We start from the raw sequence: 18,149 nt of genomic DNA on the forward strand, positions 1-18,149 counted from the left end.
TTGTTAGCCAGAAGCAGGGAAAGGAGATGCACGAATCCCCGTTCAAGCATTAAGGAAGAGTTCGGACGCGGAGGGCGCAGGAGGTCGGGAGTACAGCCTCTCGGACTGTCAGAGGGACAGAAAGGAAACAAGGTAACTTTCCGAACCCCCGCAGGCTCAGGGCAGTATATGGACTGAGTGCGTAAAAGGCGATAGTTGATTGACAATTTCATAAGGGGGTTTATCTGTAATGAAGAAATTAGCAGTAATGTTCTTAGCTGCAGTTCTTGCGGTGAGCGCGGTTGCTCCTGCATTCTCTGCAACTAATCCGTTTATGGACGTACCCATGAATCACTGGGCGTACGATGCGATAGGACAGCTTGCGGCTCATGGAATACTTTCCGGCTACCCGGACGGCACGTACAAGGGTCAGCAGTCAACCACGAGGTACGAGATGGCATCAGCACTTGCGAGGGCACTTGCTGTTGTGGACATGACCAAAGCGAGCAAGCAGGATGTCGAAATGCTGAAGCGTCTTGTGGTGGAGTTCAAGGATGAGCTTGAAGCTCTGGGTGTCAGGGTTGATGAACTCGACGAGCGCGTTGCTGTTCTCGAGGATCGTCTCGGAGGATGGCACATTGAAGGTTCACTGGTGCTTGATGTCATAAACCAGAGCAGGAACAGTGCAGGCGATGCGTTTGATGGTGACGGCGAAGGCTCGGTTGGCTTCGATGAAGCAAGGTTGATCTTCGAGCGCAACTTCGGCGAGAACGACGACTACTTCTTCCGTGCGAGGCTTCGCAATGACGATACGGTTCATGCGCGCTTCGATAGGTTCTTCGTGGAGATGCCGTTCTTCTTTGACAGCAAGATGACTGTCGGACGCTTCAGCTGGGCTCTCGAAGGAGACTACAAGATTTCTCTTCCCGGCACTGGCGTGTGGGATGGCGACCAGATCCTCACGGACTGGACGTTTGATGGCTTCGGTCTCACCAAGAACTTCGGTCTGGGTATGGCGCGTATAGCCTTCGCGCATCCTAGTAGGTATACTGCCAGTACATTGACGTATGATGCCGATGGGAACATAACGGGTTGGAGAACCACAGCATTGGACACTTGGATGATTTTGGCGCAGGCTTCCCTCCAGTTCACCGAACAGATCGGTTTCGATATTGGCGGACAAGCATATGTAGGCGACAATGCAGAGCAATTTTCTGTGGCAGATGTCAATGGTAACCTCACTAGGCATGGTGCTGGAGACTTGTCCTTCAACAATATCTGGACAATTTACGGTGGCCTTCGCTTCAACTTCAACGACGCTATAGGCATCAAGGGTGTCTTCTACCACCAGAACGTGGATATGGAAGAAGTCTATGTAGACGGGAATAATCGTCTCGCTTGGAGAGATCGTGGCTACTTCGGCGGCGGAGCTGGGATGATTGATGATGCCAACCACTGGGCAGTAATTCTCGACGTGAAGCAGGCGGCTCTCAAGTACACTAGCCTGTGGCTCGAGTACGGCCAGTTCGATGAGGGCTTCTGGGGCAATAACGGCGGAATACTGTTCTACGGCGACCTTCTTCAGCAAACCTTTGGCGGGAGCAGGGCGTACTGGGATACAAAGTACTACAGAGTCGGGCTTGGGCAGGAGTGGACCGACAAGTTCTCAACTTACCTGTTCTACTATGGATACGTCGTTGAGGATGCTATAGGAGTCTATAATGGTAATGGCGTGTTTCTTCGCACTGAGGACGTAAAGCCCAAGGAGTACGGCATCGGTGTAAGCTACAAGCTCAATGACTACACGACGCTCGGCCTCAACTATATGCACGCTGATGACGACGTAGGCCGCGAGGACAACGTCGTGAAATTCAGGACGAAGGTAACGTTCTAGTCCAACGAAACCCAATCAGGGCTAAAGACAATTCGGAGGGAGTCAGAAACGGCTTCCTCCGTTTTTTTGTTATGCAAACGCCCTCTTCAGTGCCTCGAGGCCTTCCTGCGCCCTCGTCTTGCTCACGATGCAGATCGCACTCTCCCCAGTCGAATTGATGATCTCGATGTTCACCTTCACCGACGCAAGTGCCGCAAAAATCCTCGACAGCGTCCCCGCCGCATCCTCACCAATCCCCACCGTAATTGCCGCTACCTCCGTCGCGAAAGACACTCCCTGCCCCCCTACACGCTCGGCCGCTTCCCGGCACACAGGGATAACGTCATCCAGCTTGTCCTTGCCCATCAGGAACGACAGATCCGAACGCCCGCCGCGCATCGTGTTCTGCGTTACCATGCCGACGCTCACTGAATGTGCTGACAGCGTCCCGAATATCTCCGACGCTACTCCCGGAACATTCGGCACACCGAGAAACACTACGTGAACGCACTCATCGTTGAAGGATATTTTCGTCATCAGCTGTTCTCCTCTCCATATTATGGCAGGGTAAATTTTACAATGCCCTGTGCTAAAATTTAAGCCATTCACATCACATTACACAACCAATTTTCTCATTAAGGGAGGTAATCTGTTGAGCCTCGTATATTTTGCTTTGTGGGTAATCTTCAACGGACGCGTTACCCGCGAGATTCTCATAGCCGGAGTGATAATCTCTCTTCTGCTGGATTTTTTCGTCAAGCGCGTGATGAAGATACGCCTCGCCGGAGCAACTTTCTGGAAGTTCTTGAAGCTCCTGCCTGACGCACTGGTTTATGCTGTCGTCCTTCTCGTCGAGATAATACGCGCAAACTTTACGATAATCCGCCTCGTCTTGGCCTCACACATTCAGGTTGAGCCGTGCCTCGTGAAGTTCACTACCCCCCTCAAGACGACGGCCGCACGTGTTGCCCTCGCCAACTCCATCACCCTGACTCCCGGAACGATCACCGTTGCCCTCGAGGGAAATTCCCTGCTCGTTCACGCACTGGACAAGGGGATCGCTGAGGGCTTGGAGGGAAGCATCTTCGAGCGGCTGTTAGCCAGAATGGAGAGAAGAGCAAATGCCTGACGTACTAACGCTGAAGAACGCGCTTCTTGTTGTGTGCGCAGTGTTCCTGTCGGTTACGGTGTTCATCTGCCTGTTCAGGGCTTCGCTCGGCCCGAGATACACGGACAGGATTACGGCCTCGAGCATCATCGGGACAAAGGTCATTCTGTTGATTGCGGTGCTGGCTATGGTTGTCGGGAATGATTACCTCGTGGACATCTGCCTGATCTACGCAATCATAAACTTCTTGGCGGTTGTTGTGCTTGCGCGGTCAGTCCTCGAGAAGCGGGAAGGAGAGAAGGAACTGTGATTAGGGTAATTGTTGCGGCGGTCTTGATGCTCGGCGGGCTGTGCGTGCTTGGGATTGCGACGATGGGAATCTTCAGGTTCTCGCACATGCTGAACAGGATACACGTTGCGGCCAAGTGCGACACAATGGGGGCTCTGCTGGTTCTGTCGGGGTTGATGGTGCTGTCGGGCTGGACGGTGTTCACGCTGAAGCTGGGACTGGTGATAGTGTTCCTGTGGCTGTGCAACCCTGCGGCGAGCCATCTTGTTGCGCGCGCTGAGGTCAAGACCAACCCGGAAATAGAGCAGATATGTGATTACGTTGACCTGACGAAGGAGGACAAGGCAGATGCTGGTGATTGAGTGGCTGTTATTGATATTCCTGATTGTGTGCGCAATCGCTGTGTCAATCTCGAACAACCTGCTGAACTCTATAATTATCTTCATGAGCTACAGCCTTGTGATGGCGGTTATCTGGGTGCTGCTGAGGTCTCCTGACCTCGCGATAACTGAAGCGGCGGTCGGTGCTGGAGTAACGAGCGTGCTGTTCTTCCTTGCGCTGAGGAAGATCGGGCAGATGGGACACAAGGACGAGGGAGATAAATAACTATGTATTCAACGAAAGGAGACACACAGCCTTGAACGAAGAACTCCGCAAAATCTGGCTCTCATTCTTCAACTGGGTAATGGGCAACGGCCCGCGCCCCGAAAACGAAGTCATCCCTCCCGAACCTCCGCCTGCCCTGCCCTTCACGCAGAAACAGGAGGAGAAGTACACCCGCTTCCACGAGGCAACCCTCAAGGAACGCTATAACCAGTGGCTCGAGATTCACGGCCTCCACCTGTTCTCGTCCCTGTACTCAGGCCTTAGCGTCCTGACCTGCGTTGTGATTGTCTGCCTGCTCTTGGCCACAGTCGCAGAGCTTCCCCCCTTCGGGCACGAACGCAACCCCGCCAACAACGAGGTGATTCAGCGTTACGTCAAACACGGCGGCTTCGAGACAGGAGCACAGAACATCGTCGCGGGACTGATTCTGGATTACCGCGCGTTTGACACGTTCGGGGAATCTTCCGTGCTGTTCACGGCGGCCTGCAGTGTCTTGATGATACTCAGTGCCTCGCGAAGCACCAAGACCGACAAGAAATCTCCGCTTGCACGGCATCACCTATTCAGGAAGGACGACGCTATTCTTCGCGGCGTGGCATCGCTGGCTATTCACGTCATCCTGATGATGGGGATTGTCGTCGTCATCAACGGGCACTTGTCGCCGGGCGGAGGCTTCTCCGGCGGAGCTATCCTCAGCACTGCGTTAATCCTTATGGCTAACGCTTGGGGCTTCGAGCGTGTTCACGAGTTCTTCAACGAGCGAACGTTCATCCTATCCAGCTCTACGGCACTCATGATTTACGCGCTGTCTAAGGGCTACTCGTTCTTCACTGGGGCGAATCACCTGCACTCAATCATCCCTAAGGGCACAATCGGCGACATCCTAAGCGCAGGCCTCATCCTTCCTCTGGACATCTGCGTCGGGTTAATCGTTGCCGGAACGCTTTACGGGTTCTATGCGTTATTCAGCGAGGGGGAAATATAGACCATGCTGGAAAAATTATTGCTCAACCATTACGAGGCCGCCGCAGTCATCCTCTCTGGGATAGGCCTGACGAATCTGCTTCTTCAGCGCAACCTCATCAAGAAGATCATCGGCCTCAACATCATGGACACTGCGGTCTACCTGTTCTTGGCCGCGAAAGGCTACGTTGAAGGCAGAGCCGCACCGATTCTGATTCCTGCGGAGGGCGGCGGATGGATAACCAACCCAGACGTGTACGTCAACCCCGTACCTGCAGGCCTCGTCCTCACGGGAATTGTCGTCAGCGTGAGCGTTACAGCGTTCGCGCTTGCATTAACTCTCCGACTGTACGAGCATTACGGGACGCTGAACATTGACGAGGCACTCATGAAGATGACCGAACAGCAGGAAGACATTGAGGCCAAGATTTCGCGGGCAGAAGAGGATGTGCTGTCATGAACGAAGTAAACATGTTCGCGTTCAACATCCCGTTCATCAGTATCTTCGTGATGATGATCTCGGCGATAATCACTCCCCTGCTCCCGACGCGCAACAGGCTTCCCGAGAAGCTGTCGTGTTACGCTATCGGCACTGTGGGAGTTCTGTCGGCGTACCTGCTCTACAGTCTGACGGCAGGAGGGCAAAGCATCGCCTTCAACTTCGCGATGGGACATTTCCCTGCCCCTTGGGGAAACGAACTGAGAGCCGGGCCTCTGGAGGCTGTGCTTGCGCTGGTCTTCTGTGCGGCAATGCTGCTCTCGCTGACCGGCAACTTCTCGTCAACTCAGGAGGACATCCCCGCCTCGCGCCGAAGCATCTTCTGCGTGCTGGTGAACCTGCTCACAGCTTCTCTTCTTGCGCTGACGTACACCAACGACCTCTTCACAGCGTATGTCTTCATCGAGATAAACACTATCGCGGCGTGCTCGATTGTCGCGGTCAAGGAGGGCCCGGAGACAGTGAGAGCGGCAATCCGCTACCTCGTGATGAGCCTAGTGGGCTCGGGGCTGGTGATGATCGCGATATGCCTGCTCTACGACTTGACGGGACACCTCCTGATGCAGAACATGCACGGAGCGATTCAGGTTCTTGTCGCGACGAAGAGCTACATGATGCCGCTGACCGTGTCGCTGGCGTTCATCACTGTCGGGCTCGCCATAAAGAGCGCGCTTTATCCTTTCGCGGCGTGGCTGCCTGACGCTCACGGAAGCTCGACGAACGCTTCAAGCGCAATACTCTCCGGCCTCGTCCTGAAGGGGCACATCTTCACCGTCATAAAGATATTCTACAGAGTGTTCGGGCTGGATGTGATTCATGCCTTGAGGATGGACACGGTGATATTCATTCTCGGAGTCGCGGCAATGATTATGGGTTCGGTTCACGCTCTGCAGCAGAAGAACGTGAAGCGTATGATTGCGTGGTCGAGCGTCGCTCAGGTCGGGTATATTTTTCTCGGCGTAGGCCTGAACACCGCCGCAGGAGTAGCCGCCGCGTGCCTTCACATAATCGTTCACGCGACAGTTAAGCCGATGCTGTTCACCGCCGCAGGAGGCCTCAGCAACGCCGCCGGGCACAAGAAGGGGCTTCATGCCTTGATGGGAACGTTCTACGTCAACCGCTGGGCCGGGCTTGGCCTCGTTGCTGGAGCGTGCTCGATGATGGGAGTTCCGGCGTTCGCGGGGTTCGCCTCGAAGCTCAGCCTGATGCTCGCGTCGTTTGACAGTCCTTTTGTCGCTTGGTCATTGGCGGCACTGGCGGCGAGCTCCGTCCTTAACGCCCTCTACTACGTCCCTGCAGTAATCGTTATCCTCACCCACAACAAGGACGCAGAAAAGAACTTCACCGCGCCTCCTCCGACGAAACTCTACAACTTCTCGATGTTCGTGTTTCTCGCGCTGAATTTCTACTTGGGGCTGTTCTGTATGCCGCTGCTGAGGCTGATAACTAGGGGGGTGAACGTGCTGTGAGCAATGCATACCTTACGCTTATACCGATACTGTTCCCGATAATTGCCGGGTTTGCGCTGTTTTCGAGGCCGATCTTCGAGGACAGGCACATTTACGTAGGAGTGATGACGTTCCTGACTGCGGGAATAACCTTCGCGGCAGTATGCCTGACGGGCAGTGAGCTGATAGTTCTCTGGCGCGTAACGCCCTCGCTGTCGATCGCCTTCAGGTTCGACTATCCCGCTAGAGCTTTCGCGTGCCTAGTGTCGTTCATCTGGCCTCTGGTTACGCTGTATGCGTTCGAGTACTTGAGACGGCGGCCGCCTGTGGACAGGTTCTACTGCTTCTTCCTGTCGACGTACGGAATACTTATCGGCGTTGCGTGTGCCGCTAATCTCCTCACGCTGTACCTGTTCTACGAGCTGATGACGTTCATGACTCTTCCGCTGGTTATGCACTCACAGCAGAGGGAGGCGATACGAGCGACGGTCTCGTACCTGCTGTATTCGCTGGTAGGTGCGGCACTTGCGCTGGGAGGATTCTTCTTCTTCCAGGTGTACGGTGTCTCGATGGAGTTTACGCCGGGCGGAGTGCTGGACATGGCGCGTATAACCGCAGAGCACAGCGAAGGAATGCTTCTCACCGTAACCTTCCTGACGCTCGTAGGTTTCGGGGCGAAGGCTGGGCTTGTGCCTCTTCACGCGTGGCTTCCGACCGCTCACCCTGTTGCTCCGACACCGGCAAGCGCGGTACTCTCCGGCTTAATCACGAAGGCAGGAGTTATCGCGATGTTCAGGGTAATCTATTACGTCGTGGGTGATGATTTTCTGCGCGGGACGTGGGTTCAGACGGCGATAATCTGCATGGCACTGCTGACCATCTTCACCGGCTCAATGATGGCTTACACAGAAAAGCACCTGAAGAAACGTATTGCGTGGTCGAGTGTGAGCAATGTCTCCTACGTCGTGTTTGCGATGATGCTGCTGAACGCCGACGGTCTGAGGGGAGCGGTTCTGCAGATTGCGGCTCACGCTATGGCGAAGAGCTGCCTGTTCCTGAGCGCGGGAGTGGTGATCTACTTCACGCTTGAGGGAGCGAACTACCACTACGCTGACCAGCTCAAAGGCGTGGGCAAGGAGCTTCCCATCACAATGACGTGCTTTGCGCTGGCTTCGGTGTCGCTGATAGGGCTTCCTGTTACGGGAGGATTCGTGGCCAAGTGGTACATGGCTTCGGGAGCACTGGGGCTGGGCTGGCTCGGCGGGGCTGGAATTGCCGTGCTGATGGTGAGTGCCTTGCTGACGGCCGGGTACTTGCTGCCGATTGTTACTGATGCGTTCTTTCCGGGAGCTGACTACGACTACACGAGGGTTGTTCAGCAGAAGGAACTGACGGTGAACATGAAGATTCCGTTATTGCTGCTGAGTGCCGGAGCGGTGTTGACGGGATTGTTCGGCGGGTACATCATGGATTTCGTCGGGACGAAGATTATTCCCGTTCTGCTGTAAAAAGTTTCCCCCTGTTGATTACGGCAGGGGGATTTATCATCACAATACGTCGCTGATTACTTCTTTGAGAACGCTTGCACTTTCCCTCAGCTTCCGTTGTTCCGTAACGTCAAGCCGTACAGGAATCAAGTCCTCTATTCCGTCCTTGCCGATAATCGCCGGCATACTCAGCGCAACATCCTCAACGCCATAGACATCCTTCATCAGGCTAGAGACTGCCAGAACAGATTTCTCGTCCCTGATGATTGCCTCGCAGATGCGCTTCACTGCCATCGCTATGCCGTAATACGTCGCGTTTTTGCGCTTGATTATCTCGTAAGCACTGTTCCTGACTTCGTCCTCTATCTTCCGTGAGGCTTCCTCAAAATGTGAATGCCCCCTCATAGTGCAGAAGTCGTAGAGCGGGACTCCCGAGACGTTCGCGCTCGACCATGCCGCAAACTCGCTGTCCCCGTGTTCGCCGATGATGAATGCGTGAATGCTCCGGCTGTCAACGCTGAGATGTTCGCTGAGCAGGTACTTCAGGCGCGCGGTGTCAAGGACTGTCCCCGAACCGATGACCTTCTTTGCGGGAAGTCCCGAGTACTTGGCCGCAACGTACGTGAGGATGTCGACGGGGTTAGCGACGACGAGCATGATACCTTTGCACTGACGCTTAGCGAACTCCGGCATGATGGATTTGAAGATGTTTACGTTCTTCTTCACGAGATCAAGGCGCGTCTCTCCGGGCTTCTGGTTTGCCCCGGCGGTAACAACGATTACTGCGGCATCCTGTGCGTCGTCGTAGTCCCCCGCGTAAATCTTCATCGGACGGGCGAGAGGCATTCCGTGCCCGATGTCGAGAGCTTCGCCTTCTGCGCGTCCGTGATCCACGTCAATTAGAACCATCTCCGAGAACAGGCCGCTCTGCATCAGCGCGAAAGCACTTGCACTCCCGACGAAACCACAGCCTATTATCGCGACCTTGCGCAGATTAATATTTGCCATGACTTGCCGCATCCCTCATTCTTCTACAGTTATAGTTCCGTTCTTTGACAGCAGGAAGCTGATAATCTCCGACTCTCTAGCCTCAAGTTCAGCATTTCTTTCGTCTGAGAATCTGCTGTGAGGTATGAGCTTGCATATGTCCCAGTTTTTCCCTGTCCTGTCAACAGCCCGCAATGTCCGTGATCTTTCGCGCCTCTTTTGTTTATAGACGGACTGGTAAACCTTCACGATGTCCGTATATCTGAGGACAGAACAGCAATTCCCGCCGAACAAATATCTATCCCCAAAACGAATATGATCCTGAAAGAAAGGCTGGGCAGAAGAAAAGTCTGCTGCTGCTTCATCAAGACTATTGCTGCTTGTGAGAGACTTCACCGTTTTCCTGTAGTCCATGAAAGGCAAGAACGCGAAGAAACAATACGCCGGAATGAACACCGCAAACAACACAAGCTCGAATGTCGAGGCATTTCCTGCAGAAATTTTTTTGATCATTACCCACAGCAGATATAGTGCAGAGAGGGGGAAAAACGTCGCCGTGAAAAGCACCTGCCAAACAGGCGGACGTATATACTTCAGCATTGCATTCCTATTGTCCACATAATCACCATCCATCATCTCCAAAAATACGTCAGGGACTTGTTACAGTCCCATAACGTACTCAAGGCACGTCCTCACCCCGAACGCGCTCGCTCCCTTAGCGTACACGCCTTCTTCTTTGTCCTTGAAGTCCGTGCCCGCAATGTCCATGTGCGCCCACGCTATGCCCTCGCCGACAAACTCCTTCAGGAACAGAGCCGCGAATATAGCTCCGCCGTACCTGTTTCCGCTGTTTACGAGGTCAGCATAAGGAGACTTCAGGGACTCGGAGATGTGCTCGTCCTCGAGGGGCATCCTCCAGAAGGGCTCGCCCTGAGCTCCTGAGGCAGACAGAATCTCGCCCGCGAGTCCGTCGTCGTTCGAGAAGAGACCTGCGCGGTATTTTCCCAGAGCCACGACACACGCACCAGTGAGCGTCGCCATGTCAATAATCGCGTCGGGCTTCAGCTCGCTGGCAACACACAGAGCGTCCGCAAGCACGAGCCTGCCTTCCGCGTCAGTGTTGTTGATCTCGATGGTCTTGCCGTTGCGCGCAGTGATTATGTCGTCGGGACGGTACGAACTCCCTGAAGGCATGTTCTCGGCGCACGACAGAATGCCGTGAACCTCGACGTTCAGGCCAAGTTCAGCGACTCCCTTCATGACTCCGAGAACGTTGCACGCGCCGGTCTTGTCGCCCTTCATCGTTAGCATGAACTGGTCAGGCTTGATGTTGAGGCCTCCGCTGTCGAAGGTTATACCTTTGCCGACAAAAACGATTTTCTTCACGGGGTTAGCGGGTGTGTACGCAAGGTGAATAAGGCGCGGTGGATTCTTTGAGCCGCTTCCGACAGCAAGAATCCCGCCGGTTTTCTCTGCCTTCAGCCTCTCCTCGTCCCAGACTTCGCAGGTCAGTCCGTACTGTTCCGCGAGTGCCTGAGCCTTCTCCGCCATTACCTGAGGCCATACAGCACAGCCCGGCTCGTTGGCGATGTCGCGGGAGAATATCTGTGCTTCCGCGAACGTCAAGCCCCTCGCAAAATCTCCGTCGATGTCCGTGAAGATTTCTTCAAGCGCAAACGGTTCGTAGTCTTCCTTCTTTGCCTTGTACTTGTCGAAAACGTACCCGCACAGCCCTGCGGCCTCTCCGAGCACAGCACCCAAGCCCTCAGCTCCGAGATGCGACAGAGGAACGAACGCACTCTTCGCGCGTTTGCGTCCTGCCGCCCTCAGGCCTGAAGCGAGAGCATCACGGATTACGTTCAGCGCGGGCTTCTTTCCGAGACCGGCCAAGTACAGCGTCCCTTCAACGAGCGGAACACGCAGAAGGCTTCCCTTCTTGCCGGTGAAATCTTTGCGGGCAATCAGAGAAGCCGTTATCTCCTTGAGGCTGTCAGGGAGAGCAGGAAGGTTTGTGCAGTCCTCTTCCCGAAGCAGAACAAGGACACTATCAACGGGAGTGTTCTCCCAGCGGTTAATCTGCATTTACAGCACGCTTGACGTAGCCGGACTTCAGGCACTTGGTGCAGACCCTGACCTTCATGGTCGTGCCGTCTCCGCAGTCTACCTTGACGCTCTGAAGGTTGATCAGCCAGCGTCTCCTTGTGTGTCTGTTGGAATGGCTCACAGCGTTACCGGCCACAGGCCCGCGCCCGCAGCACTCACAAAATTTAGCCATAGTAATTAATCCTCCTGTATATGTGAAAAATTCAGTGATTGGGTAATTATAACAAATACCCCCCTGAATGTTCAGAAGGGTATCGTGATTATTATTCTAGAATTGCTCCCTTGTCCGCCGACGTAACAAGTTTCGCGTAACGTGCCAAGTACCCTGTCTTGATCTTCGGCTCGTTGGGAGTCCAGTTTTTACGGCGTTCAGCAAGCTCCTCGTCGCTGACCTTGAGGGTTATGCTGTAGCTGTTGATGTCGATGGCTATGATGTCTCCCTCACGGACAAGCCCGATGTTCCCGCCGCTTGCCGCTTCAGGTGAGACGTGCCCGATGCTTGCGCCCCTCGTTGCGCCTGAAAATCTTCCGTCAGTGATGAGCGCAACACTCGTATCAAGCCCCATTCCGCAGATCGCGCTTGTGGGGTTGAGCATCTCGCGCATACCGGGCCCGCCCTTCGGACCTTCGTAGCGGATAACAACAACATCACCCGGATTAATCTTCTGCGCGTAGATTGCCGCAATAGCATCATCCTCGCTGTCGAAGACTCTCGCAGGGCCTTCATGCTTCATCATTTCGGGAGCAACTGCAGAACGCTTCACTACGCACCCGTCCGGCGCAAGGTTGCCCTTCAGCACCGCTATTCCTCCGGTCTGCGAATAAGGGTTGTCGATGGGACGGATTATCGTAGTGTCCATAATCTCACAGCCCGCAATGTTCTCGGCTACCGTCTTGCCTGTCGCTGTGAGAAGCGTCGTGTTGATGAGTCCCTTCTTGGCCAGCTCGTTCATCACGGCGTACACTCCGCCCGCACGGTCGAGATCTTCCATGAAGGTATCTCCTGCAGGTGCAAGGTGGCAGAGGTTCGGTGTGCGCTCGCTGATTGCGTTTGCGTGCGATAGGTCGATAGTTACGCCAGCTTCATGCGCGATTGCGGGAAGGTGAAGCATCGTGTTCGTCGAGCATCCCAACGCCATATCTACGGCCTCTGCGTTGTTGAAGGCTTCGGCGGTCATTATGTCGCGCGGACGTATATTCTTCTTCACCAGCTCCATAATCTTCATGCCGGTGAGCTTGGCCAGACGTATACGCGCGCTGTAAGGTGCAGGAATCGTTCCGTTGCCGTGTAACGACATGCCTATAGCTTCGGTGAGGCAGTTCATAGAATTTGCGGTGTACATTCCCGAACACGAACCGCACGACGGGCACGCGTTCTCCGTGTAGTCATCGACTCCTGCTTCATCGAGCTTCCCTGCGTGGTACGCACCGACTGCCTCGAACATGTGGCTTAGGCACGTCCTGCGTCCGTCCTTGAGGTGTCCCGCGAGCATCGGCCCTCCAGCGCAGAAGATTGCGGGAATGTTCAGCCTTGCTGCCGCCATCAGGAGGCCGGGAACGTTCTTGTCGCAGTTGGGAATCATCACGAGCCCGTCGAACTGGTGAGCCATCGCCATAGCTTCCGTGCTGTCAGCCACAAGGTCGCGCGACACAAGAGAGTACTTCATTCCGACGTGCCCCATCGCTATGCCGTCGCACACAGCAATAGCCGGGAACATCATCGGTGTACCGCCCGCCGCGTAAATCCCTTCCTTGACGGCCTGAGCTATCTTGTCGAGGTGCATATGTCCTGGCACAACCTCGCTGAAGGAACTCACAACACCGATTATCGGACGCTCTATCTCTTCTTTCGTGAGGCCAAGTGCATAAAGAAGGCTGACGTTCGGGGTACGTTCAACACCGGCCTTGATGTTATCACTTCGACACGTCATCGAGGCCGCCGCCGTCCTTCCACAGCATCTGCTCGCGGAGTTCCCTGCCGATTACTTCCATCGGGTGCTTGGCCAGCTGGTCGCGCTTCGAGTTGAAGAACGTCCTGCCGTTCTTGTTCTCGGCTATCCAGCGTCCCGCAAACGTCCCGTCCTGAATGTCCTGAAGTACCCTGCGCATGTTGGCTTTGATCTCCTCGTGAGGAAGTACGCGCGGACCTGAGACGTATTCGCCGAACTCTGCTGTGTCGGAGATTGAGTAGTTCATTGCGGCAACTCCGCCCCTGTTCACGAGGTCTATTATGAGCTTCATCTCGTGGATGCACTCAAAGTACGCGTTGACGGGGTCATATCCTGCCTCGCAGAGAACCTCGAAGCCGCACTGCATAAGGTCAACAACTCCTCCGCAAAGAACGGTCTGCTCGCCGAAGAGGTCTGTTTCTGTCTCCTGCTGCATCGTCGTCTCGAGGACACCTGCACGTGCGCCGCCGATTCCTGCAATGTACGCTAATGCTGTGTCGAGGCACTTGCCTGATGCGTCCTGCTCGACTGCCACGAGGCACGGAACGCCCTTGCCCGCAACGTACTGTGAACGTACTGTGTGGCCGGGACCTTTGGGGGCTGCCATGAAGACATCAACGCCCTTCGGAGCAACTATCTGCTTGTAGCGGATGTTGAAGCCGTGCGCGAACGCTATCGTCTTGCCTTCGGTGAGGTAGGGGAGCATTTCGGTGCGGTACATGTCTGCCTGCTTCTCGTCGTTGATGAGGATCATGATGATGTCGGCGGCCTTCGTGGCTTCGCTGACCGTCATAACCGTGAAGCCGTCCTTCTCAGCGACAGGCCAGGACTTCCCGCCCTTGTACAGTCCGACGATTACATCACAGCCGGAATCCCTGAGGTTCATTGCGTGGGCGTGTCCCTGTGAACCGTAGCCGATAATCGCAATCTTTCTGCCGGTGAGCTTGCCGAGATCGCAGTCTTTCTCGTAGTAAACGCGTGCCATAAAAATATAAGTCTCCTTTGTGTGTGGAAATTTCGCAATATTTTAGCAGACTATCAGAAAAAATCTTTAACCATGCTAAAATCTCACTCATCCACAAACTTGCGGGGAGTGATTCCAAATTCGCAGATACATTTTCAGGAGAGTAATATCAAGCCTGCTCACATTGTTTGTCGTAATCACGCTGACCTTCTTCATGATGCGCGCAATTCCCGGCGGACCTTTCACCGACGAGAAAGCTATACCATCCTTCGTCCTCGAGAAAATGAATGACCGTTACGGCCTCAATGACCCGTTAATCACACAATATTGTAGATACCTGCTCAACGTTCTGCGCTTCGATTTAGGGCCATCGTACAGGTATGAAGGTTTGACCGTCAATGAACTTATAGCGCAGAATTTCCCTGTGTCCGCAATGGTCGGAGGCATCGCGCTGGTGCTTGCTCTTCTTGCCGGTATTCCCGCAGGAATCGTCTCAGCCCTCAAGCGCGGGAAGTGGCCTGACAGGCTCGCAATGATTCTCGCGACACTCGGCGTAACTGTCCCGAGCTTCGTGATTGCTGCCGTTCTGGTGTACGTGTTCGCGTGGCGGTTAGGGTGGGTTACCGTCGGCTTCTGGGAGGGGCTCTCTACTGCGTGGCTTCCTGCTCTGACGCTCGCGGGCTACCCTGCGGCGTTCATCTCGCGGCTCGTGCGCTCGGGAATGCTCGAGGTCATGGCTCAGGACTATATACGCACTGCCTACGCTAAGGGACTCCGTGAACGTTCGGTCGTGTACATTCACGCGCTCAAGAACGCCATAATTCCCGTAGTAACCTATCTCGGCCCGCTGACAGCAGGAATCTTGACGGGGAGCTTCGTCGTCGAACAGGTCTTCGGAGTGCCGGGACTGGGGACGTTTTTCGTTACGAGCATAACCAACCGCGATTACACCACCATAATGGGAGTAACAATCTTCTACAGCGCGCTTCTTGTCGCCTTCAACCTGCTGGCTGATGTGTGCTTGGGCTTCATTGACCCGCGAATTAAGCTGAGGTGATTAACGATGTATGACCCTGAATTATTCCTGCCGCTTCCTGCTGATGAGAGGGATACAGCAGAAGTGTTGCGGCCTTCAAGAACTTACTGGCAGGACGTGAGAAGCCGTCTCGTTAAAGACCCGTTAGCTGTGCTCGGACTGATTGTGATTCTGCTGATTGTCGGGCTGGCAGTCTTCGGGCCGGTGTTCTCGCCGTATGAGTATGACGCTCAGGACTTCATGATGAGCAACGAACCTCCGAGCCTGTCTCACTGGTTCGGTACTGACATGTTCGGGCGTGATTTGTTCGTCAGAGTAATGTACGGTGCGCGTATCTCCCTCGCTGTTGGTTTCGTGGCGAGCATCATAAGCCTCTTCATCGGCGTAACTTACGGCGGAATTTCCGGCTTCGTCGGCGGAAAGACTGACAACCTCATGATGAGCATTGTCGACGTAATTTACAGCGTTCCGATGATGATTTACGTTATTCTGTTGATGGTTGTGCTCGGGCCGGGACTCAAGAGCATATTCATCACGCTCGGAATATCTTACTGGGCACCAATGGCACGAATTGTCCGCGCAGAAGTGCTGAGGCTGAAGAACGAGGAGTTCATCTTGGCCGCAAGAGTGCTCGGAGCTTCGCCGTCGCGTATTCTTTTCCGCCATCTAATCCCCAACGCAATGGGCCCTGTCCTCGTTACGCTGACTTTCTCGATACCCGGCGCAATCTTCACTGAAGCGTTCCTGTCGTTCGTGGGTTTGGGGGTAAGTGCACCGATGGCGAGCTGGGGAGTCCTGAGCTCTGACGCTGTGGGGTCGCTGGCGATATATCCCTATCAGCTGTTCTTTCCGGCGGGCGCAATCTCAATCACGATACTGGCATTCAACTTTCTCGGCGACGGCCTGAGAGATGCATTAGACCCGAAACTCAGGAAGTGATGACGATGAATGACGAGATACTTTGCGTGAAAGACCTTCACACATCGTTCATGACGAGTGCGGGCGAGGTGAAGGCGGTTGACGGAGTGAGTTTTTCCGTGAGGCGCGGGGAAGTGCTGGGGATTGTAGGCGAGTCCGGGAGCGGAAAGAGTGCGACGATGCTGTCGGTTATGGGGCTTGCCGGGAAAAATGCTGCTGTACGTTCAGAGAGCATAACCTTCAAGGGTGAAGAACTTTCTGCGGAGACGGTGAAGGACTTGCGCGGAAAGAACATCGCGATGATCTTCCAGGACCCGATGACCAGCCTTAACCCCGTTCTGTCTGTGGGGTATCAGCTCAAGGAAGCCCTGCGCCGTCATCACTGGAAGGGAGACATTCACGCGCGGTGCGTCGAAGTCCTTGAACGCGTTGGGATTGTTCCGGCAGAAGAGAGGCTGAGGCAGTACCCTCACGAGTTCAGCGGGGGGCAGAAGCAGCGCATAATGATAGCGATGTCGATAATCTGCAGGCCTGAGCTTCTGATTGCCGACGAACCCACGACAGCACTTGATGTTACTGTTCAGGCGCAGATACTTGACCTTCTCGCGGAATTACGGCGGGACTCTGGAATGTCTGTGATTCTGATCACGCACGACTTGGGAGTGATTGCGGGGGAAGCTGACAGAGTGCTTGTGATGTACGGCGGCCAAGTGATGGAGCGGGGAACGAGGCGGGAAATCTTCTACAGCACGGCTCACCCGTACACGAAGGGGTTGCTGCGTTCCGTGCCGAACCCTGAACGTCCGAACGACAGGCTTATACCGATAGAGGGACAGCCGCCGGATCTGCTGAACCCTCCGAAGGGCTGCCCGTACGTGAAGAGGTGTCCCCATGCAATGAGAATCTGCCTTGACCGCAAACCCGAAGAAGTTACATTGTCAGAAACACATAGCTGTTCCTGCTGGCTGGAGGTGAAGGAATGAGTATGCTCGAAGTACAGAACCTCATGAAGTATTTTGCTGTCCCTGCGGGAGTCGTACACTCGGTTGACGGCGTGAGCTTCACTGTCGAACGCGGGGAAACTCTCGGCCTCGTCGGTGAGTCAGGATGCGGAAAAACCACCACAGGCCGCACAATCATCAAGCTCTACGAACCCACTGCCGGAAGGATAGTCTTTGACGGCCAGGACATCACCAGCCTCAGCCCGAGAGAGATGCTTCCTTTCCGAAAACGTATGCAGATGATCTTCCAAGACCCTTACGCTTCCCTGAACCCGCGAATGACCGTCGGGGATATTGTCCGCGAACCGATGATAATTCACGGCATCCCGAAGGATGAACATTACGACAGAGCTGCTCACCTTCTGCGCCTCGTGGGACTGAACAGCGAACAGGCAGGACGTTATCCCCATGAGTTCAGCGGAGGACAAAGGCAGAGGATAGGGATTGCGCGTGCGCTTGCGGTTGAGCCGGAACTCATAATCTGCGACGAGCCGGTCTCTGCTCTGGACGTGTCGATTCAGGCGCAGATCGTCAACATGCTCGAGGATTTGCAGAAGTCGCTGGGCTTGACGTATATTTTCGTCGCGCATGATCTGTCGATGGTCAGGCACATAAGCACGAGAGTCGCTGTAATGTATCTTGGCCGGATTGTCGAACTTGCAGAGAGCGGAGAACTCTACGCCAACCCCAAGCACCCCTACACTGTCTCTCTGCTGTCGTCGATTCCGATCCCTGACCCGGACAAGTCAGACAACCGCGAACGCATAACCCTTCAGGGAGAAATTCCGAGCGCGCTCAACCCGCCGTCAGGATGTACGTTCAGGACACGCTGCCCGAAGGTACGGAGTGAGTGTGCGGCTCTCAGCGCAGAATTACGGGACACAGGGAACGGGCATTTATGCGCTTGTCCGTTCGTGTGAAGATAAAGGAGGAATTTAG

At 54.7% G+C, this 18,149-nt stretch carries 20 protein-coding genes; 13 read left to right on the forward strand and 7 right to left on the reverse strand.

Annotation, left to right across the window (positions count from 1 at the left end):
• Nucleotides 1–229: 229 nt before the first annotated feature.
• On the forward strand, nt 230–1,873 hold the full coding sequence (locus tag IJT02_02500; protein ID MBQ7543790.1) for an S-layer homology domain-containing protein: 1,644 nt from the start codon (nt 230–232) through the stop codon (nt 1,871–1,873).
• A 69-nt stretch (nt 1,874–1,942) separates the two neighbouring features.
• Here IJT02_02500 and IJT02_02505 read toward each other — a convergent pair whose 3' ends face one another.
• Nucleotides 1,943–2,389 carry an ACT domain-containing protein gene (locus tag IJT02_02505; GenBank protein MBQ7543791.1) on the reverse strand — a complete coding sequence of 149 codons (447 nt, stop codon included), beginning with the start codon at nt 2,387–2,389 and terminating at the stop codon, nt 1,943–1,945.
• 115 nt (nt 2,390–2,504) lie between these two features.
• On the opposite strand from IJT02_02505, the gene IJT02_02510 reads away from it, so the two are divergent.
• Genes IJT02_02510 through IJT02_02545 form a run of 8 tightly spaced genes read left to right on the forward strand, consistent with a single transcriptional unit; the run spans nt 2,505 to nt 8,273 of the window.
• Nucleotides 2,505–2,981 (forward strand): Na+/H+ antiporter subunit E, encoded by a 477-nt coding sequence (locus IJT02_02510; GenBank protein ID MBQ7543792.1) that lies wholly within the window; start codon nt 2,505–2,507, stop codon nt 2,979–2,981.
• On the forward strand, nt 2,974–3,270 hold the full coding sequence (locus IJT02_02515) for a sodium:proton antiporter (protein ID MBQ7543793.1): 297 nt from the start codon (nt 2,974–2,976) through the stop codon (nt 3,268–3,270). Before IJT02_02510 ends, IJT02_02515 begins: the two co-directional genes overlap by 8 nt.
• Complete coding sequence (locus tag IJT02_02520; protein MBQ7543794.1) at nt 3,267–3,611, forward strand: monovalent cation/H(+) antiporter subunit G; 345 nt, start codon at nt 3,267–3,269, stop codon at nt 3,609–3,611. Before IJT02_02515 ends, IJT02_02520 begins: the two co-directional genes overlap by 4 nt.
• Nucleotides 3,598–3,855 carry a DUF4040 domain-containing protein gene (locus IJT02_02525; GenBank protein ID MBQ7543795.1) on the forward strand — a complete coding sequence of 86 codons (258 nt, stop codon included), beginning with the start codon at nt 3,598–3,600 and terminating at the stop codon, nt 3,853–3,855. Before IJT02_02520 ends, IJT02_02525 begins: the two co-directional genes overlap by 14 nt.
• A gap of 31 nt (nt 3,856–3,886) precedes the next feature.
• Nucleotides 3,887–4,840: a hypothetical protein gene (locus tag IJT02_02530; protein MBQ7543796.1), complete on the forward strand. Its 954-nt coding sequence runs from the start codon at nt 3,887–3,889 to the stop codon at nt 4,838–4,840.
• Nucleotides 4,841–4,843: 3 nt separating this feature from the next.
• Nucleotides 4,844–5,278: a cation:proton antiporter subunit C gene (locus IJT02_02535; GenBank protein ID MBQ7543797.1), complete on the forward strand. Its 435-nt coding sequence runs from the start codon at nt 4,844–4,846 to the stop codon at nt 5,276–5,278.
• The gene (locus IJT02_02540; protein ID MBQ7543798.1) at nt 5,275–6,786 is read left to right on the forward strand and encodes a hypothetical protein; all 1,512 of its coding nucleotides are present in this window, start codon (nt 5,275–5,277) and stop codon (nt 6,784–6,786) included. The genes IJT02_02535 and IJT02_02540 overlap by 4 nt, the downstream gene beginning before the upstream one ends.
• Entirely contained in the window at nt 6,783–8,273 is a 1,491-nt protein-coding gene (locus IJT02_02545; GenBank protein MBQ7543799.1) for a hypothetical protein, read from the forward strand. The genes IJT02_02540 and IJT02_02545 overlap by 4 nt, the downstream gene beginning before the upstream one ends.
• 39 nt (nt 8,274–8,312) lie before the next feature.
• Here the strand turns inward: IJT02_02545 and IJT02_02550 are convergent, their stop codons facing one another.
• The 6 genes from IJT02_02550 to ilvC all read right to left on the reverse strand — a co-directional run bounded on the left by IJT02_02550 (nt 8,313) and on the right by ilvC (nt 14,276).
• Entirely contained in the window at nt 8,313–9,260 is a 948-nt protein-coding gene (locus IJT02_02550) for an L-lactate dehydrogenase (protein MBQ7543800.1), read from the reverse strand.
• A gap of 15 nt (nt 9,261–9,275) precedes the next feature.
• Entirely contained in the window at nt 9,276–9,875 is a 600-nt protein-coding gene (locus tag IJT02_02555) for a hypothetical protein (GenBank protein ID MBQ7543801.1), read from the reverse strand.
• A 24-nt stretch (nt 9,876–9,899) separates the two neighbouring features.
• Nucleotides 9,900–11,321: a leucyl aminopeptidase gene (locus IJT02_02560; GenBank protein ID MBQ7543802.1), complete on the reverse strand. Its 1,422-nt coding sequence runs from the start codon at nt 11,319–11,321 to the stop codon at nt 9,900–9,902.
• On the reverse strand, nt 11,311–11,514 hold the full coding sequence (locus tag IJT02_02565) for a 50S ribosomal protein L28 (protein ID MBQ7543803.1): 204 nt from the start codon (nt 11,512–11,514) through the stop codon (nt 11,311–11,313). The genes IJT02_02560 and IJT02_02565 overlap by 11 nt, the downstream gene beginning before the upstream one ends.
• A 91-nt stretch (nt 11,515–11,605) precedes the next feature.
• Nucleotides 11,606–13,273 (reverse strand): dihydroxy-acid dehydratase, encoded by a 1,668-nt coding sequence (ilvD, locus tag IJT02_02570; GenBank protein MBQ7543804.1) that lies wholly within the window; start codon nt 13,271–13,273, stop codon nt 11,606–11,608.
• On the reverse strand, nt 13,257–14,276 hold the full coding sequence (gene ilvC, locus IJT02_02575) for a ketol-acid reductoisomerase (GenBank protein MBQ7543805.1): 1,020 nt from the start codon (nt 14,274–14,276) through the stop codon (nt 13,257–13,259). Before ilvC ends, ilvD begins: the two co-directional genes overlap by 17 nt.
• 118 nt (nt 14,277–14,394) lie before the next feature.
• Between ilvC and IJT02_02580 the strand changes: the two genes are divergently transcribed.
• The 4 genes from IJT02_02580 to IJT02_02595 are packed head-to-tail and all read left to right on the forward strand — an operon-like array spanning nt 14,395 to nt 18,130.
• The gene (locus IJT02_02580) at nt 14,395–15,312 is read left to right on the forward strand and encodes an ABC transporter permease (GenBank protein ID MBQ7543806.1); all 918 of its coding nucleotides are present in this window, start codon (nt 14,395–14,397) and stop codon (nt 15,310–15,312) included.
• Nucleotides 15,313–15,318: 6 nt separating this feature from the next.
• Nucleotides 15,319–16,230, forward strand: coding sequence for an ABC transporter permease (locus IJT02_02585; GenBank protein MBQ7543807.1), 912 nt, complete (start codon nt 15,319–15,321; stop codon nt 16,228–16,230).
• Nucleotides 16,230–17,192: an ABC transporter ATP-binding protein gene (locus IJT02_02590; GenBank protein ID MBQ7543808.1), complete on the forward strand. Its 963-nt coding sequence runs from the start codon at nt 16,230–16,232 to the stop codon at nt 17,190–17,192. Before IJT02_02585 ends, IJT02_02590 begins: the two co-directional genes overlap by 1 nt.
• The gene (locus IJT02_02595; protein ID MBQ7543809.1) at nt 17,189–18,130 is read left to right on the forward strand and encodes an ATP-binding cassette domain-containing protein; all 942 of its coding nucleotides are present in this window, start codon (nt 17,189–17,191) and stop codon (nt 18,128–18,130) included. The genes IJT02_02590 and IJT02_02595 overlap by 4 nt, the downstream gene beginning before the upstream one ends.
• The last annotated feature ends 19 nt before the right edge of the window (nt 18,131–18,149 follow it).

The sequence above is a fragment of the Synergistaceae bacterium genome, assembly GCA_017450125.1.
Lineage (GTDB): Bacteria > Synergistota > Synergistia > Synergistales > Aminobacteriaceae > JAFUXM01.